At 69.9% G+C, this 26,225-nt stretch carries 19 protein-coding genes, 2 pseudogenes and 1 riboswitch; of the genes and pseudogenes, 11 read left to right on the forward strand and 10 right to left on the reverse strand.

Annotation, left to right across the window (positions count from 1 at the left end):
* Positions 1–437 precede the first annotated feature (437 nt).
* The 6 genes and pseudogenes from EV671_RS22845 to EV671_RS22870 all read right to left on the reverse strand — a co-directional run.
* Positions 438–1,694: pseudogene (locus EV671_RS22845) on the reverse strand (Zn-dependent hydrolase); the annotation flags it as partial.
* Between the two features lie 11 nt (positions 1,695–1,705).
* Positions 1,706–3,154 carry a dihydropyrimidinase gene (hydA, locus tag EV671_RS22850; protein WP_132576174.1) on the reverse strand — a complete coding sequence of 483 codons (1,449 nt, stop codon included), beginning with the start codon at positions 3,152–3,154 and terminating at the stop codon, positions 1,706–1,708.
* An 8-nt stretch (positions 3,155–3,162) separates the two neighbouring features.
* Positions 3,163–4,656: an NCS1 family nucleobase:cation symporter-1 gene (locus tag EV671_RS22855; protein WP_132576176.1), complete on the reverse strand. Its 1,494-nt coding sequence runs from the start codon at positions 4,654–4,656 to the stop codon at positions 3,163–3,165.
* A gap of 123 nt (positions 4,657–4,779) precedes the next feature.
* Positions 4,780–6,279, reverse strand: a complete 1,500-nt coding sequence (locus EV671_RS22860; protein ID WP_132576178.1) for a CoA-acylating methylmalonate-semialdehyde dehydrogenase — start codon at positions 6,277–6,279, stop codon at positions 4,780–4,782.
* Between the two features lie 10 nt (positions 6,280–6,289).
* Complete coding sequence (preA, locus tag EV671_RS22865) at positions 6,290–7,597, reverse strand: NAD-dependent dihydropyrimidine dehydrogenase subunit PreA (protein ID WP_132576180.1); 1,308 nt, start codon at positions 7,595–7,597, stop codon at positions 6,290–6,292.
* On the reverse strand, positions 7,590–8,972 hold the full coding sequence (locus EV671_RS22870; RefSeq protein ID WP_132576182.1) for an NAD(P)-dependent oxidoreductase: 1,383 nt from the start codon (positions 8,970–8,972) through the stop codon (positions 7,590–7,592). The genes preA and EV671_RS22870 overlap by 8 nt, the downstream gene beginning before the upstream one ends.
* A 107-nt stretch (positions 8,973–9,079) precedes the next feature.
* On the opposite strand from EV671_RS22870, the gene EV671_RS22875 reads away from it, so the two are divergent.
* A complete protein-coding gene (locus EV671_RS22875; RefSeq protein WP_132576184.1) occupies positions 9,080–9,718 on the forward strand; it encodes a TetR family transcriptional regulator C-terminal domain-containing protein in 639 nt (212 codons plus the stop codon).
* A 16-nt stretch (positions 9,719–9,734) separates the two neighbouring features.
* Here EV671_RS22875 and EV671_RS22880 read toward each other — a convergent pair whose 3' ends face one another.
* Complete coding sequence (locus EV671_RS22880) at positions 9,735–10,349, reverse strand: hypothetical protein (RefSeq protein ID WP_132576186.1); 615 nt, start codon at positions 10,347–10,349, stop codon at positions 9,735–9,737.
* The gene (locus tag EV671_RS22885; protein WP_132576188.1) at positions 10,346–10,843 is read right to left on the reverse strand and encodes an RNA polymerase sigma factor; all 498 of its coding nucleotides are present in this window, start codon (positions 10,841–10,843) and stop codon (positions 10,346–10,348) included. The genes EV671_RS22880 and EV671_RS22885 overlap by 4 nt, the downstream gene beginning before the upstream one ends.
* A 79-nt stretch (positions 10,844–10,922) precedes the next feature.
* Here EV671_RS22885 and EV671_RS22890 point away from each other — a divergent pair, with 79 nt between their 5' ends.
* Positions 10,923–12,221 (forward strand): S8 family serine peptidase, encoded by a 1,299-nt coding sequence (locus tag EV671_RS22890; RefSeq protein ID WP_132576190.1) that lies wholly within the window; start codon positions 10,923–10,925, stop codon positions 12,219–12,221.
* A 117-nt stretch (positions 12,222–12,338) separates the two neighbouring features.
* Entirely contained in the window at positions 12,339–13,112 is a 774-nt protein-coding gene (locus tag EV671_RS22895) for a hypothetical protein (protein ID WP_132576192.1), read from the forward strand.
* Positions 13,113–13,170: 58 nt separating this feature from the next.
* Here the strand turns inward: EV671_RS22895 and EV671_RS22900 are convergent, their stop codons facing one another.
* Positions 13,171–14,373 carry an HD-GYP domain-containing protein gene (locus EV671_RS22900; protein ID WP_132576194.1) on the reverse strand — a complete coding sequence of 401 codons (1,203 nt, stop codon included), beginning with the start codon at positions 14,371–14,373 and terminating at the stop codon, positions 13,171–13,173.
* An 84-nt stretch (positions 14,374–14,457) separates the two neighbouring features.
* Positions 14,458–14,528: riboswitch (S-adenosyl-L-homocysteine riboswitch) on the forward strand.
* A 20-nt stretch (positions 14,529–14,548) separates the two neighbouring features.
* Here EV671_RS22900 and metH point away from each other — a divergent pair.
* The 4 genes and pseudogenes from metH to EV671_RS27850 all read left to right on the forward strand — a co-directional run bounded on the left by metH (position 14,549) and on the right by EV671_RS27850 (position 20,237).
* Complete coding sequence (gene metH, locus EV671_RS22905; RefSeq protein WP_132576196.1) at positions 14,549–17,242, forward strand: methionine synthase; 2,694 nt, start codon at positions 14,549–14,551, stop codon at positions 17,240–17,242.
* 1,671 nt (positions 17,243–18,913) lie between these two features.
* A pseudogene (locus tag EV671_RS28040) lies at positions 18,914–19,012 on the forward strand (PEPxxWA-CTERM sorting domain-containing protein); the annotation flags it as partial.
* Positions 19,013–19,125: 113 nt separating this feature from the next.
* The gene (locus EV671_RS22915) at positions 19,126–19,701 is read left to right on the forward strand and encodes a glycine zipper 2TM domain-containing protein (RefSeq protein WP_132576198.1); all 576 of its coding nucleotides are present in this window, start codon (positions 19,126–19,128) and stop codon (positions 19,699–19,701) included.
* 80 nt (positions 19,702–19,781) lie between these two features.
* Complete coding sequence (locus tag EV671_RS27850) at positions 19,782–20,237, forward strand: glycine zipper 2TM domain-containing protein (protein WP_277592464.1); 456 nt, start codon at positions 19,782–19,784, stop codon at positions 20,235–20,237.
* A gap of 21 nt (positions 20,238–20,258) precedes the next feature.
* On the opposite strand, the gene EV671_RS22925 is transcribed toward EV671_RS27850, so the two are convergent.
* The gene (locus EV671_RS22925; protein ID WP_132576200.1) at positions 20,259–21,773 is read right to left on the reverse strand and encodes a YifB family Mg chelatase-like AAA ATPase; all 1,515 of its coding nucleotides are present in this window, start codon (positions 21,771–21,773) and stop codon (positions 20,259–20,261) included.
* A 243-nt stretch (positions 21,774–22,016) separates the two neighbouring features.
* On the opposite strand from EV671_RS22925, the gene EV671_RS22930 reads away from it, so the two are divergent.
* The 4 genes from EV671_RS22930 (at position 22,017) to gshA (ending at position 26,117) form a co-directional block, all read left to right on the forward strand.
* A complete protein-coding gene (locus EV671_RS22930; RefSeq protein WP_132576202.1) occupies positions 22,017–22,766 on the forward strand; it encodes a TorF family putative porin in 750 nt (249 codons plus the stop codon).
* A gap of 19 nt (positions 22,767–22,785) precedes the next feature.
* Complete coding sequence (glnK, locus tag EV671_RS22935) at positions 22,786–23,124, forward strand: P-II family nitrogen regulator (RefSeq protein ID WP_132576204.1); 339 nt, start codon at positions 22,786–22,788, stop codon at positions 23,122–23,124.
* Positions 23,125–23,158: 34 nt separating this feature from the next.
* Complete coding sequence (locus EV671_RS22940) at positions 23,159–24,688, forward strand: ammonium transporter (RefSeq protein WP_132576206.1); 1,530 nt, start codon at positions 23,159–23,161, stop codon at positions 24,686–24,688.
* Between the two features lie 163 nt (positions 24,689–24,851).
* The gene (gene gshA / locus EV671_RS22945; RefSeq protein WP_132576208.1) at positions 24,852–26,117 is read left to right on the forward strand and encodes a glutamate--cysteine ligase; all 1,266 of its coding nucleotides are present in this window, start codon (positions 24,852–24,854) and stop codon (positions 26,115–26,117) included.
* Positions 26,118–26,225 lie beyond the last annotated feature (108 nt).

The following is a 26,225-nucleotide window of genomic DNA, read 5'->3' on the forward strand; positions in this document are numbered from 1 at the left end:
ACCATCCAGACTGTCATCTTCCTGATCGCGGGCAAGCTCGACTTCAGCGCGATCAACCCTCACGCCCGGCAACCCACTTGAAATTCAAGAGAGCCTAGAGAAGTTCCTCGAAGGGGATGGCCTGGACAGCCGTTGCCGCCATACCGATGAGCACGCTAAGAATGATTTTTCGCATGGGCGCCTCCACTGTTGTGGACGGCAGTCTAGGTGGCTGCCCATGACCTGCTGCCCGCGACAGTCCACGGATGTCGACGCGCCCCTGGCTCAATTCCTCGCGGAATGAGATTGCGTGTGACCTGCCCGGAATCGAGGGCTTTGCAGGTAGATCACCGAGGCGTCTTGGCCATCAGTGATGCTGGATCGAACTCGGATAGTTCAGCCGTCCGACCGCGTGACGGTGCAGTGACTATGCCACCCAGGCTAGCGTTTTCGACGGCGCTTCCGGCGCACTCCAACATCGCCTGCAACAACACATTGCACCCCGCCTCGATGTGCTCGGGCTTGGCGTCCTCGATCTCGTTGTGGCTGATACCGTCCTTGCAGGGAATGAAGATCATGCCTGCCGGGGCCAGGCGGGCCATGTAGACGGCGTCGTGGCCGGCGCCTGATACGGTGGGCATGTTGCTGTAGCCCAGCGCGTCGGCGGCCTTCTGCACGGCGGCGATGCAGTCGGGGTGGAAGGGCTGGGCCGGGTAGGCGCTGACCTGCGTGATCTCGATGGGCAGGCCGGTCTCGGTCGACAGCCTGGCCGCTACGCCGCGGATGTCGGCGTCCATCGCGTCGCAAAGCGCATCGGTCGCATTGCGCAGGTCGATGCTGAACTTGACGCGGCCGGGGATGACGTTGCGGCTGTTGGGGTGGACCTGCACCATGCCCACCGTGCCGCGGCCGTGCGGCGGGTGGCGGTGGGCGCAGGCGACCACCTCCTGCATCAGCTTGGTCGCGACCTGCAATGCGTCGCGGCGCAGCGCCATCGGCGTGGGGCCGGCGTGGGCCTCCATGCCGGTGACGACGCAGTCGTACCAGCGGATGCCCAGCACGCCGGTGACGACGCCTATGGTCTTGTCGTGGTCCTCCAGCACGGGCCCCTGCTCGATGTGGGTCTCGAAGTAGGCGCCGATCGGGTGCTCGCCCGGCGCCTGCTCGCCGACGTAGCCGATGCGTTCCAGCTCGCCCTTGACGGTCTTGCCTTCGGTGTCCGTCGCCGCGTAGGCATGCTCCAGCGTGAAGGCCTTGGCGAACACGCCCGAGCCCATCATGACGGGCACGAAGCGCGAGCCTTCTTCATTCGTCCAGAACGCGACCTCGATGGGCGCCTCGGTCTCGATGCCGTGGTCATTGAGCGTGCGCACGACCTCGATGCCGGCCAGCACGCCATAGTTGCCGTCGAACTTGCCGCCGGTGGGCTGGGTATCGATGTGGCTGCCGGTGACGATGGGCGGCAGGCTGTTGTTGCGGCCCGGCCGGCGCATGAAGCCGTTGCCGATCTGGTCGATGGTGACGGTCATGCCGGCCTCGCGCGCCCAGCGCGTGACGAGGTCGCGGCCCTGCTTGTCGAGGTCGGTCAGCGTCAGGCGGCAGACGCCGCCTTTCTCGGTGGCGCCGATCTGGGCGAGCTCCATCAGCGAGTCCCACAGGCGCCGGCCGTTGACGCGCAGCTTCGTGATGTCGGGCTTGGTGGCGGGCATGTCCATGGGGTTCTCCTTCAACGCGCGACGGCGGTGGGCGCGAGGTCTTGCGCGCGCTTGAGGGCCGCATCGAACTGCGACCCGAACGGCGGGCGCTTCAAGTAGTGACCCCTGCCAGCTTCGACGCGCAGCTCGCCGCGGGCGAACACGACGCGGCCCTGCGAGATCGTGTGGCTGGGGATGCCGCGCACGGTGCGGCCCTCGAAGATATTGAAGTCGTTCTTCGAGAACTGCGTGCTGGCGCTCAGCGTCTTCGTGCCGGCCGGGTCCCACAGCACGAGGTCGGCATCGGCGCCTTCGGCGATGACGCCCTTGCGCGGGTAGAGGTTGAAGAGCTTGGCGGCGTTGGCCGACGTGATGGCGACGAACTCAGCAGGCGTCAGCCGCCCCGAGTTCACGCCTGCATCCCACAGCACCGCCATGCGCTCCTCGACGCCGCCACAGCCGTTGGGGATCTTGGCGAAGTTGTCCTTGCCGGCGGCCTTCTGGCTCGCGCAGAAGGTGCAGTGGTCGGTGGCCGTCGTGTGCAGCTGGCCGCTCTGCAGGCCGCGCCACAGGAACTCCTGGTGGATCTTGGGCCGGAAGGGCGGGCTCATCACATAGGCCGCGGCCTTGGCGAAGTCGGGGTCGCGGTAGACGCTTTCGTCGATCAGCAGATGGCCGGCCAGCACCTCGCCGTAGACGCGCTGGCCGCGGGCGCGCGCCCGCGCGATCGCCTCGGCGCTTTCGATGCAGCTGACGTGCACGATGTAGATGGGTACGCCCAGCACGTCGGCGATCGCGATGGCGCGGTTGGCGGCCTCGCCTTCCACCATCGGTGGGCGGGAGAGCGGGTGGCCTTCGGGACCGGTGATGCCCATCTTGGCGACCTCGGCCTGCAGCAGATAGACCAGCTCGCCGTTCTCGGCGTGCACGGTCGGCATGGCGCCCAGTTCGAGCGCACGCTTGAAGCTGTTCACCAGCGTCTCGTCGTCGCACATGATGGCGTTCTTGTAGGCCATGAAGTGCTTGAAGCTGTTCACGCCTTCCTCGCGCACCAGCGTGCCCATGTCGTCGCTGACCGTCTGGTCCCACCAGGTCACGGCCACATGGAAGGCGTAGTCGGCCGCGGCCTTCTCGGCCCAGCCGCGCCAGGTGCGGTAGGCCTCCATCAGCGGCTGCTGCGGGTTGGGGATGACGAAGTCGATGATGCTGGTCGTGCCGCCGGCCAGCGCGGCGGCGGTGCCGGTGAAGAAGTCGTCCTGCGTGACCGTGCCCATGAAGGGCAACTGCATATGGGTGTGCGGGTCGATGCCGCCGGGCAGCAGGTACTGGCCGGTGCCGTCCAGCGTCGTCGTGCCGGCCGGCGCCTCGCGCACGGCGCGCTCGCCGAGGGCGGCGATGCGGCCGTCCACACAGAGGACATCGGTGCGGCTCTCGGCGTCGGCGTTGACGACGATGGCGCCGCGGATGAGCAGGGCGGGCATGGGGGCTCCTAAGGCAGATGCTGGCGATCAGCGGACTCAAGGAACGTGCTCGGCGTTCTCATGACGGCGGCGATGGTCAGAAGAACGTAGCTTGCGCCAGCAAGCAAAAGTCCGACAAACCAGGCATAGGTGTAGATGGTCTTGAAGGCGGCGCCGACCTCGGGAAAGGCGGCTGGGAAGGCGGCGTTCAGGAAACCGGGGACGTTGGGCGCGACGCCGATGAGGAAGGCAACAACGGCGGCCATATTCCAGCCGCCGCGATAGCTGTAGTAGCCGTCACTGACGTACAACTGGCCCACGATCAGTTCGGTCTTCCGTACTACGTAGTAGTCCACGATCAGGATCCCGGCCACCGGCCCCAGCAGTGCCGAGTAGCCGATCAGCCAGGTGAAGACATAGCCTTGCGTGGAGGCCAGGATCTTCCACGGCATCATGACGATGGCGATGCCGGCGGTCAGCATGCCGCCGAGCTTGTAGCTGACCTTGCCCGGCGCCAGCGCCGAGAAGTCGTAGGCCGGGCCGACGAGGTTGGCCGCGAGGTTGACGCTGACGGTGTCGACCAGCAGCACGATCAGCGCGATCAGCACGGCCGCGCCCGTCATGCGGCTGGCCAGGTCCACCGGGTCCCACAGCGCCTTGCCGTAGATGACGACGGTGGCCGACGTGACGAACACCGCCAGTGCGGCCAGCAAGCCCATCGGCGCGGGCAGGCCGATGGCCTGGCCGACGAACTGGTCGCGCTGGCTGTGGGCGAAGCGCGTGAAGTCGGGGATGTTCAGCGCCAGCGTGGCCCAGAAGCCGACCATCGCGGTCAGCGAGGGCCAGAACACGGCGGAGAACTGGCCGGCCTTTTTGCCGCCTTCGACGAAGGCCGAGGGTTGGTCGAGGATGGGCCCGAAGCCGCCGGCCTTGTCCCAGGCCCACCCCAGCAGCACGAAGCAGATGAGGATCTTGATCGGCGCCGTGTAGGTTTCGAGCTTGCGGATCGCGTCGATGCCGTGCACGACGAACCAGAACTGCAGCAGCCAGAACAGCAGGAAGCAGGCAAGCTGGGCCGCGCTGATGCCCAGCCCCGGCAGCGGGTCACCCGACAGCGGATGGCCCATCAGCACGCCGGCCAGCGTGTAGATCATCTGCCCGCCGAACCAGGTCTGGATGCCGTACCAGCCGCAGGCCACCAGCGCCCGCAGCAGCGCCGGCAGCCGCGCGCCCTGTGTGCCAAAGGACGCGCGCGCCAGCACCGCATAGGGGATGCCGTACTTGGCGCCCGCGTGGCCGATCAGCAGCATGGGCAGCAGCACGATGAGGTTGCCGAGGAAGACCGTGCCCACCGCCTGGCTCCAGCTCATGCCCGACTCGATGAGGCTGGCCGCCAGCGTGTAGGCCGGGATGCACATGACCATGCCCACCCACAGCGCGGCGAAGTGATACCAGCGCCAGGTTCGCTGGGCGGCGGTGGTAGGGATCAGGTCCGGGTTGCTCAGCGTGGGATCGCCAGTCATGTCAGCCCCTCGTCCAACGAGTACGTTGGCCGATCCCCCGGGGGGATGCGGGCCGGCTTGGGGCGGCCCGGCGCTCGGCCCGCTGCTGATGTGCCAACACGACGTGGTTCATGCCTACTCCGGTCAGGTGTTCTGAGGGAAAGCAAATTGCGGACCCTTGGGTGTCGAGTCCGGCCAGCGCTGCATGACGGCCTTGTGCTTGGTGTAGAAGCGCACCGCCTCGGGGCCGTAGGCGTGGTGGTCGCCGAACAGGCTGCGCTTCCAGCCGCCGAAGCTGTTGAAGGCCATAGGCACCGGCAGCGGCACGTTGACACCCACCATGCCGACCTGGATGTGGTGCACGAACTCCCGCGCCACATGGCCGTCGCGGGTGAAGATGGCCACGCCGTTGGCGTACTCGTTGGCTTCGATCAGCGCGATGGCCGCGGCCAGGTCGGGCACGCGCACGACGCAGAGCACCGGGCCGAAGATCTCCTCGCTGTAGCAGCTCATCTCGGCGCCGACGCCGTCCAGCAGCGTGCCGCCGACGAAGAAGCCGTCCTCATGGCCGGGCACCCGCAGGCCGCGGCCGTCGACGACCGCCTTCGCACCGGCCGCCACGCCTTCGCCGATCAATCGTTCCACGCGCTGCTGCGACGCGCGCGTGATCAGCGGGCCCATTTCTGCGCCTTGCTGATGGCCCTCGCCGATCTTCAGCGCGCCCACCTTGGGCGCCAGTGCGGCGACCAGCTTGTGGCCGACGTCGCCCACGGCCACGGCTACCGAGATCGCCATGCAGCGTTCGCCCGCCGAGCCATAGGCCGCGCCCATCAGCGCGTCCACGGCACCGTCCAGGTCGGCGTCGGGCATGACGACCATGTGGTTCTTCGCGCCGCCCAGCGCCTGCACGCGTTTGCCATGGGCCGTGCCGATCCTGTAGATGTGCTCGGCCACCGGCGTGGAGCCGACGAAGCTGACCGCCGCGATGCCGGGGTGGGCCAGGATGGCGTCCACGATGTCCTTGTCCCCCTGGATGACGCTGAACACGCCATCGGGCAGGCCGGCCTCCTTCAGCCAGCGCGCCATCAGCAGCGAGGCCGACGGGTCGCGCTCGCTGGGCTTGAGGATGAAGGCATTGCCGCAGCCGATGGCGATGGGGTACATCCACATCGGCACCATGGCCGGGAAGTTGAACGGCGTGATGCCGGCCACCACGCCCAGCGGCTGGCGCATGCTCCAGGCGTCCATGCCGCGGGCGATCTGCTCGGTGTATTCGCCCTTCAGCAGCTGGGGCATGGCGGTGGCGAACTCGACGACCTCGATGCCGCGCGCCACCTCGCCCAGCGCATCGGGCAGGGTCTTGCCATGCTCGCGCACCAGGGCCTCGGCCAGCAGCTCGCGGCGCTCCTGCAGCAGCGTGAGGAACTTGAACAGCACGCGGGCGCGGGCCAGCGGCGGGGTCTGGCCCCAGCCCTTCGCGGCCTGCGTGGCGCCGGCGACCGCGGCATCCAGATCGGCCGCGCTGCCCAGCAGCAGCTGGCCTTGCACGGCCCCGGTGGCGGGGTTGAAGATGTCCTGCCGGCGCTCGCCGCTGCCGCGGCTGACGGCGCCGTTGATCCAGTGGCCGACTTCGTAGTGACTCATCGCCATTCCTTCAGCCGCACCCGGCGCGCATCGGGTTGTTCGGGTGCGTGGTCCAGTTCTGGTAACTGCCGTCGATGACGCGGCCTGTGCGGGCATCGGTCTCGCCGGGCTGCAGCTTGCGCATCGTGATGGTGCCAGGGACAGGGCAGATCGACACGCACAAGTTGCAACCCACGCATTCCGCGTCGTTGACGTGGAAGTGGCGTTGGCCGTCCTTGGTCGCCCAGATGGCCTGGTGCGAGGTGTCCTCGCAGACGACATGGCAGCGCCCGCACTGGATGCAGCTGTCCTGGGCTATGAGGGCCTTCTCGACGTGGTTCAGGTTGAGCTGGTTCCAGTTCTTCACGGTCGGCACGGCGCGGCCCTGGAAGTCGGCCAGCGAGGCATAACCCTTCTCGTCCATGAAGTTGGCGAGGCCCGAACACATGTCCTGCACGATCTTGAAGCCGTAGACCATGGCGGCCGTGCAGACCTGCACCGTGCCGCAGCCCATCGCGATGAACTCGGCCGCGTCGCGCCAGGTGGAGATGCCGCCGATGCCGCTGATCGGCAGTCCGGCCGTGGCCGCGTCGCGGGCGATCTCGGCCACCATGTTCAGCGCGATGGGCTTCACGGCCGGGCCGCAGTAGCCGCCGTGCGAACCCTGGCCGTCGGTGACCGGGCTCATCGTCATGCGGTCCAGATCGACGCCCATCACCGAGTTGATCGTGTTGATGAGGCTGACCGCGTCCGCGCCGCCGGCCCTGGCCGCACGCGCCGGAAAGCGCACGTCGGTGATATTGGGCGTGAGCTTGACGATGACGGGCATGCGCGTGTGCTTCTTGCACCACTCGGTGACCTGCTGGATGTACTCCGGCACCTGGCCCACGGCCGAGCCCATGCCGCGCTCGCTCATGCCATGCGGGCAGCCGAAGTTCAGCTCCACGCCGTCGGCGCCGGTGTCGGCCACGCGCTCGAGGATGGCCTTCCAGCTCGCCTCGTTGACCGGCACCATCAGGCTCACGACCATGGCCCGGTCCGGGAAGTCGCGCTTCACGCGGCGGATCTCGTCGAGGTTGGTCTGCAGCGGCCGGTCGGAGATCAGCTCGATGTTGTTGAAGCCGATGACGCGGCGGTCGGGGCTGAACAGCGTCGCATAGCGCGGGCCGTTCACGTTGACGACCGGCGGGTCCTCGCCCAGCGTCTTCCAGACGACGCCGCCCCAGCCGGCCTCGAAGGCGCGGCGCACATTGACCTCCTTGTCGGTCGGCGGCGCCGACGCGAGCCAGAAGGGGTTGGGGCTCTTGATGCCGAGGAAATTGCTGCTCAGGTCAGCCATGGCGGGCCTCCTTGTCGAGGTGGCGAACGGGGCTAAGGCCGATGGTGCGGTCGATGGCCTGTGCGGCGCGCTTGCCCTGCTCCACGGCTTCCACGGTCAGGTCGCGGCCGCCGGCGCGGCAGTCGCCACCGGCCCAGACGCGCGGGTGGCTGGTGGCGCCGTCGGCATCGGTCCTGATGCGGCCGCCTTCCAGCGCGATGGCCTGGCCCGCCGGCTCGGCCTCGTAGGCCTGGCCGATGGCGCGCAGCACGAGGTCGGCCTCGACGAAGAACTGTTCGCCCGTGTCGACGAGCCTGCCGTCTTCGAGCCGCGTCGCCGCGAAACGCATGCCCCTGAGCACGCCGCCTGCCGCCTCGACGGCCAGCGGCCGCGCCCAGCAGCGGATGCTCACGCCATGGGTCTGGGCCCAGTGCTGCTCGTACTCCGAGGCCGACAGGCCCTCGGGCCCGCGGCGGTAGATCAGGGTCACTTGCTCGGCGCCCAGCAGCCGGCTCTGCACGGCGGCGTCCACGGCCGTCATGCCGCCGCCGATGACGACGACGCGGCGGCCCACGGGCACGATCTCGGGGGCGTTCTGGCGCAGTTCGGCGATGAAGTCCACGGCGTCCCTGACCGATGACTGCAGGTCGGGCAACTCGGGCTCGGCGATGCCCAGCGCATTGACGCCCTGCAGGCCCAGGCCCAGGAAGACGGCGTCGTGTTCGGCCAGCAGGCCATCCAGCGTGATGTCGCGGCCCAGGCGGCAGTTCAGCCTGGGCGTGATGCCGCCGATGGAGAGCAGCCAGGCGATCTCGCGCTGCGCGAAGCCGCCGGCCACCTTGTAAGTGGCGAGGCCGTATTCGTTGAGGCCGCCCAGCTTGTCCGCGGCGTCGAACAGCGTCACCTCGTGGCCGCGCCAGGCCAGCCCATGTGCCGCGGCCAGGCCCGCCGGGCCGGCGCCCACCACGGCCACGCGCCTGCCCGTGGGCTGGCCGCGCGTGAACAGCGGCTTGCCGCCCTGGGCGAAATGCCCCTCGACCGCGAAGCGCTGCAGCAGCCCGATCTCGACCGGCTTGCTCTCGTTGGCGTTGCGCACGCAGGCCTGCTCGCACAGCACCTCGGTCGGGCAGACGCGGGCGCAGATGCCGCCCAGCGGGTTGGCCGTCAGGATGGCCTCGGCCGCGCCGCGCAGGTTGTCCTGCGCAATGCGCTGGATGAAGCTCGGGACATCGATGCCGGTCGGGCAGGCCGTCTGGCAGGGCGCGTCGAAGCAGTAGTAGCAGCGCTCCGCCTCGATCAGGGCCTGCGTGCGGTTCAGCGGCGGGTGGGCGTCGCCGAAGTTGCGGGCGTAGTCGGCGGGCGAAAGTCGGCCGGACTTCAGGTCGGCAGGGTCCACGGGCGTTCTCCCAGGGTTCAACAGGTAAACATTACTACCCTGTAAAAATTGACCCAGACGTAAAAACCCGCAGCTCCCGCCTGGTGCGCGCCGTCAAAATCCGGTGCATGACCGAACCCGTCGCCGTGACGCGAACCCCGCGCGCCGCCACCCTGCGCAAGCAGGAGGCCATCCTTGCCGAGGCCGAGCGCCAGTTCGCGCGCTTCGGCTTCGAGGGCGTCAGCCTCGACAGCATCGCCGCCGTGCTGGACCTGTCGCGCCAGAACCTGCTCTACCACTGGCCCAGCAAGGAGGAGCTCTACCGCGCCGTGCTGGACAGCGTGATGGGCGAGTGGATGGCCAATATGTCGGCCATCGCGGAGGCCGACGAGCCGGAGGCCGCCATCCAGACCTATGTGGACGTGAAGCTGCGCTTCAGCCGCGAGCGGCCCAGCGGCAACGCGGTGTTCACCCGCGAGATCATGGCCGGCGCGCCGCGCTACCAGGACGTGCTCAAGGCCCAGGTCATGCCGCTGCTGCATGCCGACGTGGCCCGCTTCGAGCGCTGGGCGTCCGAGGGCCGGGTGCGGCGCCTGGACTTCACCCACCTGATGTTCCTGATCTGGTCGTCCACCCAGGCCTATGCCGATCTGGCGCCGCAGTTCGCCCTCTATATGGGCAAGCCGCGGCTGGAAGAGGCCGACTTCGACGCCGCGCGCGAGCTGATCACCAGCCTGATCTGGCGCAGCCTGGACGTCGCGCAGTGACGTGCTGACGGGCGGGTCAGCGCCAACCGGCGTCCCGCGCCGCGCGCTCCTGCTCCGGCCCCAGCGCCGCGCCGGCCATCAGGCCGTCCACCGCCGCGAGCACGGAGGGCGGCAGCGCACTGGCGGCCTGCCGCATGCCGCCCGCCGGTGCGGCCGTGACGGCCGCCACCTGCTGCAGCGCCCAGCTGCCATCCCCCTCGCGGCAGGCCAGGCCCGCCGATGCGGCGGTCGTGAAGCTGCGGCACCAGCGCCCGTCCCTGGCCTTGAAGCTGAGCTGCACGGCCACCGCGGCGCCGGCCTCGGGCGCGCTGGCCAGTTGCCTGTCGAGGGCGCGGGCGATGGCGCCCGTGGCCACCAGGCGGCCGCGGTCCAGTGCGTCGCCGTCGGAGGGCGCCAGCCGCGTGCCGAGCAGCGTGCCCAGCACCAGCGTCGCGGCCATGCCGCCCCAGGCGGCCCAGCTCGACATCGCCTTGCGCTGCACCCGCACGGCGCCCAGGTCGACGACCTGGGCCGTCGGCTCGGCCAGCAGGGCCTTGAGCCGGCCCGGCACGGGTTCGTCCAGCACCTCGCCGAAGGCGGCGGCCATGCGGCGGCGCTCGGCCTGCAACAGCTCTTCTTCACTGCGGCTCATGGCCACTCTCCCAGCAATTCCTGCAGCGCCTCGCGGGCGCGGGCCAGGCGGCTCGTCACGGTGCCCACCGGCACGCCCAGGGTTTCGGCCGCCTCCTGGTAGCTCAGGCCCTCCACCAGCACGAGGCCGACGACGCTGCGGTGCTCCTCGCTGAGCCGGGCCACGGCCTTGCGCACGAGGATGGCGTCGAGCTGCGAGCCGGTCGCCCGGCCGTCGCCCACGTGTTCGCCCTCTTCCTCGGGTAAGAAGGTCTGGCCGCGCCGCTCCCGGGCGCGCAGCTCGTCGATCCAGGCGTTCTGCATGATGCGAAACATCCAGCTGTCCAGACGCGTTCCAGGCGTCCACTGGTCGGTGCGGGTCAGCGCCTTCTCGATGGCGACCTGAACGAGATCGTCGGCGTCCTCGCGGGAGTGGGCCAGCGTGCGGCCGAAACGGCGCAGTCGGGGCAGCAGGCTGGCGATCTCCTGGCGAAGCTCGGCAAGGTTTTCGGGCATCGATACACGGACAACGGGCGAGGCCGGGATTTTCTTCCCGAGCCCGCTCGTTATCCTCGCAAAACACCCCGTGAAAGCCATGAGAACCCTGCTTGCCCTGGCCCTCCCGGCCCTTCTGGCCGCCTTCTGCCTGCCGGCCCAGGCCCAGCTGCGCCTGCCGCAGCTGCCCGGCCTGTCGCGCCTGCCGGGCCTGGCCGACCGCGTGCTGCCCCAGTCGCTGCCCGATCTGCTGTCGTCGACGGTCCAGCTCGTCGACCAGCGGGTGGCGAACGCCCGCGAGCTGCTGGCCCGCCATCGCGACCTCGTCGAGGCCGACCCCGCCGGCGAGCCCATCCGCCGCCAGGAGCTGGTGCTGCTGTCGCCGACCGATGCCGCGCTGGCCGCCGCGGCCGGGCTGGGCCTGACCCCGCTGCGCGAGGAGGCCTGGCCCGAGCTGGCGCTGCGCGAGGTGGTGCTGCGCGTGCCGGCCGACCTGGCCACGGCGCAGGCGCTGGTCCGGCTGCGCGCGGCCCAGCCGGACCTGCAGGCCGACTTCAACCATCTTTATTCACGCAGTGGCGCGATCGCTGCGGCGGCCGCCCCTGGCGCGCCGCCGCCCCAGCACGGCCCGCTGCGGGTGGGCCTGGTCGACGGCGGCGTGGACCGCCATCACGCCGCCCTGCGCCACGCGGCCGGCGCCAACTTCGGCTGCGGCGGCAGGGCGCTGCCCAGCGAACACGGCACGGCGGTCGCGTCCCTGCTCGTCGGGCAGGACCGCGGCTTTGCGGGTGCGGCCGTGAAGGCCGAGCTGTTCGCGGCGGACGTCTATTGCGACCGGCCGGACGGCGGCTCGGCCGAGGAGGTCGTGCGCGCGCTGGCCTGGATGGCACGCGAGCGCGTCGGCGTCGTCAACATCAGCCTGGTCGGGCCGCCGAACCGGCTGCTGGAGCAGGGCGTTGCGGCGCTGGTGAAGCGCGGCCACCTGCTCGTCGCCGCGGTCGGCAACGACGGGCCGGCCGCGCCGCCGCTCTACCCGGCCTCCTATGCCGGCGTCGTCGGCGTGACCGGCGTGAACCCGAACCGTCGCGTGCTGCCCGAGGCGGCGCAGGGGCCGCAGGTCATGTGGGCCGCGCCGGGCGCGGACCTGGCCGTGGCGCGCAGCGGCGGTGGCTACGGCGTTGCGCGTGGCACGTCCTTCGCGGCGCCCTTGGTGGCCGGCCTGCTCGCGGCCGAGTTGCGCGAGCCCGACGCAGCAGCAGCGGCAGCGGCCGTCGAGCGTCTGGCGGTGTCGGCCATCGACCTCGGCGCACCGGGCCGAGACCCGGTCTATGGCCGCGGCCTCGTCGCCGAGGACCTGCGCGTCGTGCCCGAGCAATTGCAGGCCCGCCAGGCGCGCTGACACAGCTCGTTGCACCTCGGCCGGGCTGGCCGGAAGGATGGTTTCGCGGTGGTCGTTGTGATGGGTGAAAGGGCCGGAATGGCTGGCCCTTCCGACACGCAACCCCGGAGATCCATCATGTTTGCAACCCGTCGCACCCAAGTTCTTCGCGCCACGCTGAGCATTGCCGCACTGGCTGCCGGCCTGTGCGCCTCCAATGCCCATGCCGGCCTGCTGGGCGGTGGTGCGGGCCACGGCCTGACCGGCGGCCTGTCGGGCGGCCTGAATGGCGTGCTGTCGCCGCGCCAGCTCGACATCGGCGGCAAGGCCAACGGCTCCGCCAGCGGCCAGGGCGACGGCTCGCTGCTCACGGGCGCCGCCGACAAGGCTGCCGGGGCCGAGGCCGCCGCGAAGGACAAGGCCGCCAGCGCGAAGTCTGCCGCCGCGGATGCGAAGGCGGCCGCCGCCGACAAGGTCGCCGACCTGAAGGCCGGCGGCAAGAGCCTGAAAGACGCCTCCGGCAGTGCCGAAGCCGGCGCGACCGGTGCCGTCGACGGCACGGCCCATGGCCTCGTGGCGGGCCTTGGCGCCCAGGCCGGCGGCACGCTGGGCCGTGGTGGTGACGCCTCGAACGCCGCGACGCCGGCCAAGCCCGCGACGCCGGCGACGCCTGCCACGCCGGGCGCCAAGGGCACGGCCGCCGCGCCGGCGACGCCTGCCACCCCGGCCACGCCCGCAACGCCTTCGCCCTCGAGCGGCAACGGCAGCCAGCACAAGGCCATGAACGGCAGCGCCAACGCGCAGGCCGGTGGCCAGCACACCCGGGCCTCGGGCAATGCCTCGGCCAAGGCTTCGCGCGCCGACAGGTCCGTGGCCGTCGATGCCTCGGCCGACGGCTCGGTTCAGCGCTGATCCGGTTGCGGCATGAAGAACGGCGGCCTGCGGGCCGCCGTTTGTTTTTGCCTGGGCATCAAAGCTTCAGCAGCGCATCCAGGTTCACATGCAGCTTCAGCTCGGCCGGCGCCAGGCTGGCGGCGATGGCCTGCGCGGCCAGCCGGGTGTCGCGCGGCACCGGGCCGCTCAGCGGGCTGCCGCTCTTGCCGATCAGCACGGCCACCAGCGGTTCGTTGGCACTGAAGCCGCGCTTGAAGACGATGCCGATCTCGCCGTTGGCCAGGCGCACGATGCTGCCCGGCGGGTAGAGGCCGACGACCTTGATGAGCGCCGCGCCGGCCTCGTCGGGCTGGCCGAGTTCGTCGAGGAAGACGGCACGGGCCGCCGCGGCACCGCTCATGGCCTGGCGGCTGCGGCGCGGCGCGAGGCGGGCGCCGAAGATGTCGATGCGGCGCAGCAGCCGGGCCAGCTTCTCGCCGTCGCCGCGGGCGGCCAGCGCCCCCGGGCCGGCCTCGTGGTGCAGGCGCACGGCCGTCAGCCAGGCCGGGTCGTCGATGCCGAGTCGGCCCAGGCGCTCGGCGGCGCGCTCGCCGTGGGCGGCCAGGGCCTGGCGCTGGGCCGGCGTGGCGGGGCCGGCCAGATTGGCCATGCGGTCGTGGGCTTCGTCGGCGCCATAGTTCATCGTCAGCGCCGCGCCCTGCAGCGCCGCGCGCAACTCGGGTGCGAGCTGCAGCTGCTGGGCGACGAGGTCGCAGAGCAGCAGGGTCAGCAGCGCGTGGCGGGCGCTGTAGTCGCCGAACTCCTTGCTGCTCTCGAAGACCAGCAGCATCAGCGTCGCGTCCGGGTGGCCGTGCAGGCGCTTGAGCGCCGCATCGCGCAGCGCGGCCACGCGGGCGGCGAAGCCCGCCGGCTCGGCCTCGCGCAGCAGCGTGTGGGTATGCAGCAGCAGGTCCGACCAGGCCTCGCGCGGGCCGAGCTCGATCTTGCCCGGCACCAAGGTGTCCAGCCGGAAGCTGGTGTCGGCCTTGGCGATGTCGGCCAGCGGCACGTCCTGCATGACGAGGGTGTCGAGCCGGTGGGCGCGGGCGCGCTGGTATTCCAGCGTGTCCTCGGACTGCACCCAGGCGCCGCCATCGACGAGGCTGCGCACCAGCGGTGAGTCGCGCAGCACCTGGCCACGCGCGAACAGCAGCTTGCCGCCGGCGTCGAAGAGGTCGTAGGGCAGGGTCATGCCGGGCCGCAGCGTGCGGGCGGGCAGGGGGATGAGGTCGGAGGCCATGTGTTACCGATTGTCGGCATGCTGTCGGCCATCTGAAGCCAGGCTTGAGCCCTGGCGAAGGAGGGGCTGCGTAGAATTCCCGGCTCATCCGAGGAGCGCTGCGACGGGTTTTCGGCCTGCCAGGCTCGGATTTCGAAGAACGGCGCTCATCGATCCTCAGCCTGAGTCGCCATCGATGACCATCTCGCCGCCCCCTCTCAAACTCTCCGGCCTCGAGCCCGTTGCCATCGACGCCGGCAGCCTGTTCGTCAACATCGGCGAGCGCACCAACGTCACCGGCTCCAAGGCCTTCGCCCGCATGATCCTGGCCGGCCAGTTCGAGGACGCGCTGGCCGTGGCCCGCCAGCAGGTCGAGAACGGCGCCCAGGTCATCGACATCAACATGGACGAGGCCATGCTGGACAGCCAGGCGGCCATGGTGCGCTTCCTGAACCTGATCGCCGGCGAGCCCGAGATCGCCCGCGTGCCCATCATGATCGACTCGTCCAAATGGACGGTCATCGAGGCCGGCCTGAAGTGCATCCAGGGCAAGGGCATCGTCAACTCCATCTCGCTGAAGGAGGGCGAGGCCGAGTTCAAGCGCCAGGCCAGGCTGGTGAGGCGCTACGGCGCCGCGGCCGTCGTGATGGCCTTCGACGAGCAGGGCCAGGCCGACACCTTCCAGCGCAAGACCGAGATCTGCGCGCGGGCCTACCGCATCCTCGTCGACGAGGTGGACTTCCCCGCCGAGGACATCATCTTCGACCCCAATATCTTCGCGATCGCGACGGGCATCGAGGAGCACGACAACTACGCGGTGGACTTCATCGAGGCCACGCGCTGGATCAAGGCCAAGCTGCCCGGGGCCAAGGTGTCGGGCGGCGTGTCCAACGTGTCGTTCAGCTTCCGCGGCAACGAGCCGGTGCGCGAGGCCATCCACACCGTGTTCCTGTATCACGCCATCCAGGCGGGCATGGACATGGGCATCGTCAACGCCGGCATGGTGGGCGTCTACGACGACCTCGACGCCGAGCTGCGCGAACGCGTGGAGGACGTGGTGCTGAACCGCCGGCCCGACGCCGGCGAACGCCTCATCGAGATCGCCGACCGCGCCAAGAGCGCCGGCAAGGACGACTCGGCCCGCCTGGCCTGGCGTGCCGGCGACGTCAACGAGCGCCTGTCGCATGCGCTGGTGCACGGCATCACCGACTTCATCGTCGACGACACGGAAGAAGCTTGGGCAGCCATCTCGGCCCGGGGCGGCCGGCCGCTGCACGTCATCGAGGGCCCGCTGATGGCCGGCATGAACGTCGTCGGCGACCTGTTCGGGCAGGGCAAGATGTTCCTGCCCCAGGTGGTCAAGAGCGCCCGCGTGATGAAGAGCGCGGTGGCCCATCTCGTGCCCTACATCGAGGAAGAGAAGCGCCGCATGGAGGCCGCCGGCGGCGACGTGAAGCCCAAGGGCAAGATCGTCATGGCCACCGTCAAGGGCGATGTGCACGACATCGGCAAGAACATCGTCACGGTGGTCCTGCAGTGCAACAACTACGAGGTCGTCAACATGGGCGTCATGGTGCCGGCCCAGGACATCCTCAGGAAGGCCAAGGAAGAGGGCGCCGACATCATCGGTCTCTCGGGCTTGATCACGCCCAGCCTGGAGGAGATGCAGCACGTCGCCGCGGAGATGCAGCGCGACGACTATTTCGCCTCGCGCCACATGCCGCTGCTGATCGGCGGTGCGACGACCAGCCGCGTGCACACGGCCGTCAAGATCTCGCCGCATTACGAGGGGCCGGTCGTCTATGTGCCGGACGCCTCGCGCGCCGTCGGCGTGTGCTCCGAGCTGCTCAGCGACGAGCGCGCCGCGGCCTATGTCGCCGAGCTGCGCGCCGACATCGAGAAGACCCGCCAGCTGCACGCCAACAAGAAGCAGACGCCGCTGGTCACTCTTGAGCAGGCGCGCGCCAACATGGCGGTGCTGGACCTGTCCCGTGTGCCGCCGGCGCCCAAGTTCACCGGCCGCCGCGTGCTGAAGAACCTGGACCTGGCCGAGCTGGCCAAGTACATCGACTGGGGCCCCTACTTCCAGACCTGGGACCTGGCCGGCCCCTATCCGGCCATCCTCGATGACGCGGTTGTCGGCAGCGAGGCGCGCAAGGTGTTCGCCGATGCTAAAGCCATGCTGAAGAAGATCATCGACGGCCGTTGGCTGCAGGCCCATGCGGTGTTCGGCCTCTACCCGGCCGCGCGCGTCGACGACGACGACATCGCGATCCGCAGCGAGCCGCCGATGACCTGGCATGGCCTGCGCATGCAGTCGGAGCGGCCGGTCGTCGACGGTGTGAAGCGGCCCAACCGCTGCCTGTCCGACTTCATCGCGGAGAGTGGCGACCACATCGGCCTGTTTGCCGTCACGGCGGGCCTGGGCGTGGAGAGGAAGGAGGCCGAGTTCCTGGCCACGCACGACGACTACTCCGCCATCATGCTCAAGGCCCTGGCCGACCGCCTCGCCGAGGCCGCGGCCGAGTGGCTGCACGAGCGCGTGCGCCGCGAGTTCTGGGGCTATGCGCCGGCCGAGGCGCTGTCCAACGACGAGCTGATCCACGAGAAGTACCAGGGCATCCGGCCCGCGCCCGGCTACCCCGCCTGCCCCGACCATCTCGCCAAGCGCGACCTCTTCCGCGTGCTGAATCCGGAAGAGATCGGCATGGGCCTGACCGACAGCATGGCCATGACACCGGCCGCCAGCGTCAGCGGCTTCTATCTGGCCCACCCGGATGCGGCCTACTTCAACGTCGGCCGCATCGGCGACGACCAGCTTGCCGACTGGGCCGCGCGCTGCGGCCTGCCGCTCGCCGACGCCGAGCGGGCGCTTGCGCCGCTGCGCTGAGCGGCCCGCCGCGGGTTCCTCGCGGTGTGGGTGTGAAGTTGTGAAAAGCCCGGGTGATCTGCCCCTGGGGCACCCCCGTGGATGCGGGTTCGGCCATCGTCCGAACAGCCCATCCACCTTCATGGCGACGTCATGGGTGCAACGAAAAGTCGCGGCTTTTCCAGCCCATCCGGAGTCACCATGTCGCGCCCGTTCGTCGTCCACCCCCTCGCTGCCGCCTCCGCTGTTGCCGTCGCGCTGTTCGCCGCCACCGACGCGCAGGCCCAGGCCTTCCAGGCCGGCGACCTGATCGTGTCGCGTACCGTGTATGCCGGCACGGCGTCGACCGTGACCGTCGGCCAGACGCTGCCCGGCGGTGGCACGAACCGGGCCATCGCTGACGGCAGCTTCCCCAATGTGTTCAAGAACGAGGTGCCCGACCCCTCGTTCGGCGTCACCTCGCCGATCTTCATCGACCAGTACTCCACCACCGGCAGCCGCATCGGCAGCCTGGCCGTGGACCCCAGCCTCGCCGTCAGCAGCTTTGCGTCCAAGTCGGAGCTGGCCCTGAACGTCTCGACCGACGGCAGCGCCATCACCTTCATGGGCTACAAGGCGCCGGTCAACACGCTGGACGTGTCCAACTCCAACACCGCCCAGGTGTTCGACAGCACCAACCCGGTGGGCTCCACCTATGCCCGCTCCGTCGTGCAGCTCAACCTGAGTTCCGGCGCGATGACCTCCACCGCCGTCAATGCCTACAGCGGCAACAACGGCCGCGCGGCCGTGCTGGCCAATGGCAACTACTACATGGTCGGCAACGCCGGCAACGCCGGCAACGGCAGCGGCAACGGCACGACGCTGAGCCAGCTGAGCGACAACACCGGCGTGCAGAGCATTGCCGCCAACGGCTCGGGCAACACCACGGCCGTCGGCGTGGCCATCGGCACCTATGGCTCGACCACCGGCTACCAGCGCGGCTTCGCGCTGCAGCAGCTGCCGGCCTATGCCAGCACGCCGGGCAAGACGGGCAAGGACGACAACTTCCGCGGCATGACGGTCTTCAACAACACGCTCTACGTGACCAAGGGCAGCGGCAGCAACGGCGTCAACACGGTCTACCAGGTCGGTGCCGCCGGTGCGCTGGCCAACGGCGGCTCGCTGAGCAATGCCGCCATCACCATCCTGCCGGGCTTCAACACCACGTCGGAGAAGCTGCTGGAGGCCAACACGAACACGCCGGCCGGCGTGACCCACCCCTTCGGCATCTGGTTCGCCAACAGCACGACGCTGTTCGTCGCGGACGAGGGCGACGGCATCCGCCTGGGCCAGGCCCACAAGAGCACCGCGCAGGCCGGCCTGCAGGAATGGGTGCTGAGCGACGGCAGCTGGAGCGAGACCGCCGTGTTCCAGAAGGGCCTGCTGGACCAGGCCACCTACACCCAGGGCCTGCCCTGGAACGTCAAGACCGACGGCCTGCGCAACCTGACCGGCACGACCAATGCCGACGGCAGCTTCACGCTCTACGCGACCACGTCGACCGTCAGCGACGAGACCACCCATGACCTCGGCGCCGATCCCAACCAGATCGTCGGCATCACCATCGGCGCCGGCTCGACGGCCGCCAACACCAGCTTCGCGGTGCTGCAGAGCGCGGCCGCCGGCGAGCGCTTCGGCGGTGTTGCGCTCGCGCCCAGCAGCGTGAGCGCCGTGCCCGAACCGCAGACCTGGGCGCTGATGCTGGCCGGCCTGTTCGGCGTGGGCCGCATCGCGCGCCGCCGTCGCGGCTGAGCATCGCTCCGGGGTGGGTCGGGCACGGCCCTACCCACGGAGTCGGTGTCGTCCTACAAGTTAGGGGTGGCGCCGGCGGTAGGCTGGAGACCTACAAATTCCAAGGAGCCCCCATGTCCGCCCTCCCGCTCAAGTCCACCCAGATCGTTGCCGGCGTTGCCGTCGTGCTGGCGCTGCTCGGCGGCGCCTATGCGGTGGGCCGTTCACAGGGCCCGAGCACCGACACCCCGCCGGTTGCACAGGAAATGGCCAAGCCACAGCACCTGGCTGCTGCCGGAACCAACGCTGCACCTTCGCGGGAGGCGGCGCCACAGGCCGCCCGCCGGGCCGATGAAGGCGGCGCTGCGGCCGCCCTCTGCCAGGGCTGCGCCCGCGTGACCGACGTGCACACCGAGGCCCGCCGCGGGCAGGCCAGCGGCGTGGGTGCCGTGGGTGGTGCCGTCGTCGGCGGCTTGCTGGGCAATATGCTCGGCGGCGGCAATGGCAAGAAGCTCGCGACCGTCGGCGGCGCCGTGGCCGGCGGCTATGCCGGCAACGAGATCGAAAAGAACGAGAAGAGCCACTTGGTCTGGATCGTGCAGGTGCAGGAGCGCGACGGCCGCACGCACCGCTTCGAGCGCAGCGCGGACCCGGGCCTGCGCGTCGGCGACGAGGTGCGACTGACCGAGAACGGCTTCAGCCGCGTCTGAGCGCGGCACGGCGATGCGGCTGGCGCGCTGGTGCCGGCTGCCGCACACTGGCCGGGTCAGCATCACCTGGAGGTAAGGCCATGAAGCAGATCATCGCGGCGGCGGCCCTGGCCGCCGTCTTCGCCACCGCACAGGCCCAGCCGGCGCCCCAGCAGGCGCAGCCGGCCGCGTCCATGCCCACGTCCAAGCAGCTCGCCAGGCTCTGCGAAGGCTGTGCCTGGGTGCAGGACGTGCACAGCGAGACGCGCAAGGGCAAGGGCAGCGGCCTCGGGGTCATCGGCGGCGCCGTGCTCGGCGGCCTGCTGGGCAACCAGGTGGGTGGCGGCACGGGCAAGAAGGTTGCCACCGTCGGCGGTGCCGTGGCCGGCGGCTATGCCGGCAACGAGGTCGAGAAGAATATGAAGAAGCAGACCGTCTGGGTCGTGCAGCTCGTCAACAAGGACGGCAGCACGCGCCGCATGGAGCTGGGCGCCGACCCGCGGCTGAAGGCGGGCGACACGGTGCGCGAGAAGGACGGCCAGCTGACGCGGCAGTGAGGCCGCGCGATGGCCGCTGGGTCAGCCGGCCTGACCGGGCAGCCCGCGCCGCAGCTGGATGGCCTCGGCCACATGGCCGCTGCCGATGCGGGCCGCGCCGTCGAGGTCGGCGATCGTGCGGGCCACGCGCAGCACGCGGTGGAAGCTGCGCGCCGACCAGCCCAGCTTTTCCGCGGAGCGCTCCAGCAGCGCCTTGGCGGCCGGCTCGAGTTCGGCATGCGTGGCCAGGTCCTGGGCCTGCAGCTGGGCGTTGGCGACGCCCTGGCGTGCGACGGCCCGCTCGCGCGCCTGGGCCACGCGCTGAGCGACGACGGCGCTGGGCTCGCCCGGGGCCAGGTCTTGCAGCTCGCGCGGTGGGATGACGGGCACTTCGATGAGCAGGTCCAGCCGGTCCAGAAAGGGGCCGCTGAGCCGGCCCTGGTAGCGCGCCACCTGGTCGGGTGAGCAGCGGCAGGCGCGCAGCGGGTTGCCCAGATGCCCGCAGGGGCAGGGGTTCATCGCGGCGACGAGCTGGAAGCGCGCCGGGAACTCGGCCTGGCGGGCCGCCCTCGAGATCAGGATGCGGCCCGTCTCCAGCGGCTCACGCAGCGCCTCCAGCGCCGCCCTGGGGAACTCCGGAATCTCATCGAGGAACAAGACACCATGCTGGGCCAGCGAGATCTCACCGGGCCGCGGCGGTGAGCCGCCGCCGACCAGGGCGACGCTGGAGGCCGAGTGGTGCGGTGCGCGCAGCGGCCTCTGCCCCCAGCGCGAGATGTCGAACTGGCCGGCCAGGCTGAGCACGGCGGCCGACTCCAGCGCCGCTTCGTCGTCCAGCGCCGGCAGCAGGCCGGCCAGGCGCTGGGCCAGCATGGACTTGCCGGTGCCCGGCGGGCCGACCATCAGCAGGCTGTGGCCACCGGCCGCGGCGATCTCCAGCGCCCGCTTGGGGCCGGCCTGGCCCTTGATGTCGGCCAGGTCGGGCAGGCCCGCCTGGCGTTCGCGGGGCAGGGCCGCGGCACGCGCCAGGCCTTCGCCTTCGGGCTGCAGCGCGGCGACGACGTCGAGCAGGTGAGCGGCCTGCCGCACGCTGAGGCCGTCGACCAGGGCGGCCTCGGCGGCGCTGGCTTCGGGCAGCAGCAGTTCGCGACCGGCATCCGCCCGGCGCAGCGCCAGGGCCATCGCCAGCGCGCCGCGCACGGGGCGCAACTCGCCCGCCAGCGACAGCTCGCCGGCACATTCGAAGCGCGCCAGCCGGGTCGCGTCGATCTGCCCGTTGGCCGCCAGCAGGCCCAGGGCCATCGGCAGGTCGAAGCGCCCACCTTCCTTGGGCAGATCGGCGGGGGCGAGGTTGACCGTGATGCGCTTGTTTGCGGGAAAACCCAGGCCGCTGTTCTGCAGCGCCGCACGCACGCGCTCGCGCGCCTCCTTGACCTCGGTGTCCGCGAGGCCGACGACGGTGAACGACGGCAGGCCATTGGCCAGATGCACTTCCACGGTGACCGGCGCGGCGGCAAGGCCGTCTAGGGCGCGGGAGTGGACGGTGGCGAGGCTCATCTGGGATAGGCGTGGCAAACCAGTCTAGCCGCAGCCCTGGGCGGCGTCGGCCGAACGGGAGTGCGCGCAAATGCACGCCGGAGGTGCATTCAAGCCGCAGGGTTTGTCCAATTTGGTGCGCGCGCCTGACTTGCGGGCGTCATCGGCCCAGATTCGTGCGCCTGACCGCGACATGACGCTTGGCACGGAAGCTGCAAATACCCGCCGGACTGCATCCCCCCAACTTGACACAGGAGCTCCGCCATGAAGTTGTCCCCTTCGCTGATCGTTCTGGCACTGTCTGCGGTGGCCCTTCCGGCCTTCGCCGATGAGCCTGCGCCGGCCGATCCGTTGTCGTTCAACATCGGCGCCGTTACCGAATACCGTTACCGCGGCATCTCCCAGAGCCGCCTGCAGCCCGCCCTGCAGGGCGGCATCGACTACGCCGCCGCCAACGGCTTCTATGTCGGCACCTGGGCGTCGACGATCAAGTGGATCAAGGACATCCCGGGCGGCGGCAACGCCGACGCGGAGATCGACATCTACGGCGGCTACAAGAGCGAGGTGGCCAAGGGGCTGACGCTGGACGTCGGCGGCCTGCAGTACTGGTATCCGGGCAACAAGCTGAGCAGCGCCGGGCTGGCCAATGCCAACACCTTCGAGCTGTACGGCGCGCTGAGCTTCGGCCCGGTGACGGCCAAGTACTCCCACAGCCTGACCAATCTGTTCGGCAACCCGGACAGCAAGAACAGCGGCTACCTCGATGTGTCGGCGTCCTTCGACCTGGGCGACGGCCTCAGCCTCGCGCCGCACGTCGGCCACCAGACCATCAAGCACACGGCCAGCGGCTCCTACACGGACTACTCGCTGACGCTGACCAAGGACTGGTCGGGCCTGGCGCTGAGTGGTGCCGTGGTCGGCACCGACGCCAACAAGAGCTTCTACGCCAGCCCCGCCAACGGCAAGTTCCTGGGCAAGACCACGCTGGTCGTCGGCCTGAAGAAGACCTTCTGATTCTCAACCGGAGCGCGACATGAAACTGATCACTGCCGTCATCAAGCCCTTCAAGCTGGATGAAGTGCGCGAAGCCCTGAGCGCCATCGGCGTGCAGGGCCTGACCGTCACCGAGGTCAAGGGCTTCGGCCGCCAGAAGGGCCACACCGAGCTGTATCGCGGCGCCGAGTATGTCGTCGACTTCCTGCCCAAGGTCAAGATCGAGGCCGCCGTGGGCGACGACATCGTCGAGCGCGTCATCGAGGCCATCGAGGCCTCGGCCCGCACCGGCAAGATCGGCGACGGCAAGATCTTCGTGTCGCCGCTGGACCAGGTCGTTCGCATTCGCACCGGCGAAACCGGCAATGACGCGCTCTGACGCGTCGCACCATCACCTGTTGGAGACCACTCAAATGAAGAAACTCCTTGCCGGCCTCGCACTCGCTGCCGGCCTGCTCGCGCCGGCCGCCTGGGCCCAGGACCCGGCCTCGGCACCCGCCTCGGCGGTCGCCGCTGCCACCGCCCCCGCGGCTTCCGCGGCCGATGCCGCACCTGCGGCCGCTGCGGCGGCCTCCGCTCCTGTCGAGGCTGCCTCGGCGCCGGCCGTCGTGCCCAACAAGGGCGACACGGCCTGGATGATGGTGTCGACGCTGCTCGTCATCATGATGACCGTGCCGGGCCTGGCGCTGTTCTACGGCGGCCTGGTGCGCAGCAAGAACATGCTGTCCATCCTGATGCAGGTCATGGTCGGCTTCTCGCTGATCGTCGTCCTGTGGGTGCTGTACGGCTACAGCCTGGCCTTCACCGAGGGCAATGCCTTCATCGGTGGCACGGACCGGCTCTTCCTGAAGGGCATCTGGAACAACGTCGCCGGCACCTTCGAGAACGCCGCCACCTTCAGCAAGGGCGTGGCGATTCCGGAGCTGGTCTATGCGGCCTTCCAGGCGACCTTCGCCGGCATCACCGGCTGCCTGATCGTCGGTGCCTTCGCCGAGCGTGCGAAGTTCGCCGCGGTGATGGCCTTCCTGGCGCTGTGGTTCACCTTCGCCTACCTGCCGATCGCACACATGGTCTGGTTCTGGCCCGGCCCGGATGCCTACACCTCGGCGGCCGTCGTCGAAGCGACCAACCTCAAGGGCGGCCTGCTGTGGCAGTGGGGCGCGCTGGACTTCGCCGGCGGTACCGTCGTGCACATCAACGCCGCCGTGGCGGGCCTGGTGGGCGCCATCATGATCGGCAAGCGCATCGGCTACGGCAAGGAGCAGTTCACGCCGCACAGCCTGACGCTGACCATGGTCGGCGCCTCGATGCTGTGGGTGGGCTGGTTCGGCTTCAACGCCGGCTCGGCGCTGGAAGCCAACGGCTCGGCCGCGCTGGCCTTCATGAACACCTTCGCCGCCACGGCCGCCGCCGTGCTGGCCTGGTGCGTCGGTGAAGCGCTGATCAAGGGCAAGGCCTCGATGCTGGGTGCCGCCTCGGGCGCCGTCGCCGGCCTCGTCGCGATCACGCCGGCCGCCGGCAACGTCGGCATCGGTGGTGGCCTGGTCGTCGGCCTGGTGGCTGGCTTCGCCTGCCTGTGGGGCGTGACCGGCCTGAAGAAGATGCTGAAGGTGGACGATTCGCTGGACGTGTTCGGCGTGCACGGCGTCGGCGGCATCCTGGGTGCCCTGCTGACCGGCGTGTTCAATGCGCCCCAGCTCGGCGGCCCCAGCTTCCCGGTGGACTGGTTCAGCGGCACGCTGACCAGCGCGGACGCCTACTCCATCGGCGCCCAGGTGCTGGTGCAGGCCAAGGCCGTCGGCGTGACCATCCTCTGGTCCGCCACCGTCTCGGTGATCGCCTACAAGCTGGTCGACATGACCATCGGCCTGCGCGTCACCGAAGAGGAAGAGCGCGAGGGCCTGGACATCTCGTCCCACGGCGAGACGGCCTATCACAAGTGATCTCCCTGCGGCCGGGCACGCTGCCGGCCGCCTCTCAAGTGGAGCCGCCCCTCGGGGTGGCTTTTTTCTTGCCCGCGCCGGTGGTGGCTTGTGAACCGGTCCGGCGCCCCCAAATGGGTCGCCCCGCGCGCAGTCGCGCCCCAGCTTCTGACATCATTCGGCCATGGTTCCCCATCTGATCACCGCCCTGAACGGCCCCATCAACGAGCTGGAGGCCCGCATCCTGGAGTCCATGCCGGCGACGGAACGCTGGTTCAGGCTCGAATGGATGGAGCACACACCGACCTTCTACGCGTCGGTGGACCTGCGCAACGCCGGCTTCAAGCTGGCGCCGGTGGATACCAACCTCTTCCCCGGCGGCTTCAACCACCTCACCGCCCAGATGCTGCCCCAGGCCGTGCAGGCGGCCATGGCGGCCATCGAGAAGATCTGCCCCGAGGCGCGCAACCTGCTCGTCATCCCCGAGACCGACGCGCGCTGCAGCTTCTACCTGGAGAGCCTGGCCACGCTGGCGCGCATCTTCACGCAGGCCGGCCTGAACGTGCGCTTCGGCACGCTGGACACCACCATCACCGAGCCCACCGAGTTGGCGATGGCCAACGGCGAGAGCCTGGTCGTCGAACCTCTGGTGCGCAAGCGCGGCCGGCTCACGCTCAAGGGCTTCGACCCCTGCACCATCCTGCTCAACAACGACCTGTCGGCCGGCACGCCGCCGCAGCTGATGGGCCTGCACGAGCAATACCTGCTGCCGCCGCTGCATGCCGGCTGGACGGTGCGGCGCAAGAGCCAGCACTTCCGCGCCTACGAGGAGGTGGCCAAGCGTTTCGGCAAGCTGCTCGGCATGGATCCCTGGCTGATCACGCCCATGTCCGCCAGCGTGGACCTGCACGGCAAGAAGGGCCTGGAGGCGCTGCAGACGGCCGCCGACGCCCAGCTGACCAAGGTGCGCCGCAAGTACAAGGAATACGGCATCAACGAGAAGCCCTTCGTCATCATCAAGAGCGACGTGGGCAGCTATGGCCGCGGCGTGATGACGGTGCGCGACGCCAAGGACATCGAGACCCTGGCCGAACGTCTGCCCGACAACCTCGGCCAGCAGGTCATCGTGCAGGAGGGCGTGCCCACCCACGAGCGCGTGCACGAGGCCGTGGCGGAGCCGGTCGTCTACATGATGGACCGCTACGTCGTCGGCGGCTTCTACCGCGTGCATGCCCAGCGCGGCATCGACGAGAACCTGAACGCGCCGGGCGCCAGCTATGTGCCGCTGGCCTTCGCCGACTCGCCCCATCTGCCGCGCCCCGGCGAGAAGCCCGGCGCCAGCGCGCCCAACCGCTTCTACATGTATGGCGTCATCGGCCGCCTGGCCATGCTGGCCGCCAGCTACGAGCTGGAGGCGACGGACCCGCAGGCGGAGGCCGAGGCGGCCTAAGGCAACGCTGAACAAATCCCTCGCGCGCAGCGCATCCCGAGACCTGTTCAGCGTCGCCCTGACTTTCGACACCCCGGGCTATGACTTGAGGGCTGAGGCCGTCGGCTG

It is taken from the genome of Roseateles saccharophilus, assembly GCF_004342485.1.
GTDB lineage: Bacteria > Pseudomonadota > Gammaproteobacteria > Burkholderiales > Burkholderiaceae_C > Pelomonas > Pelomonas saccharophila.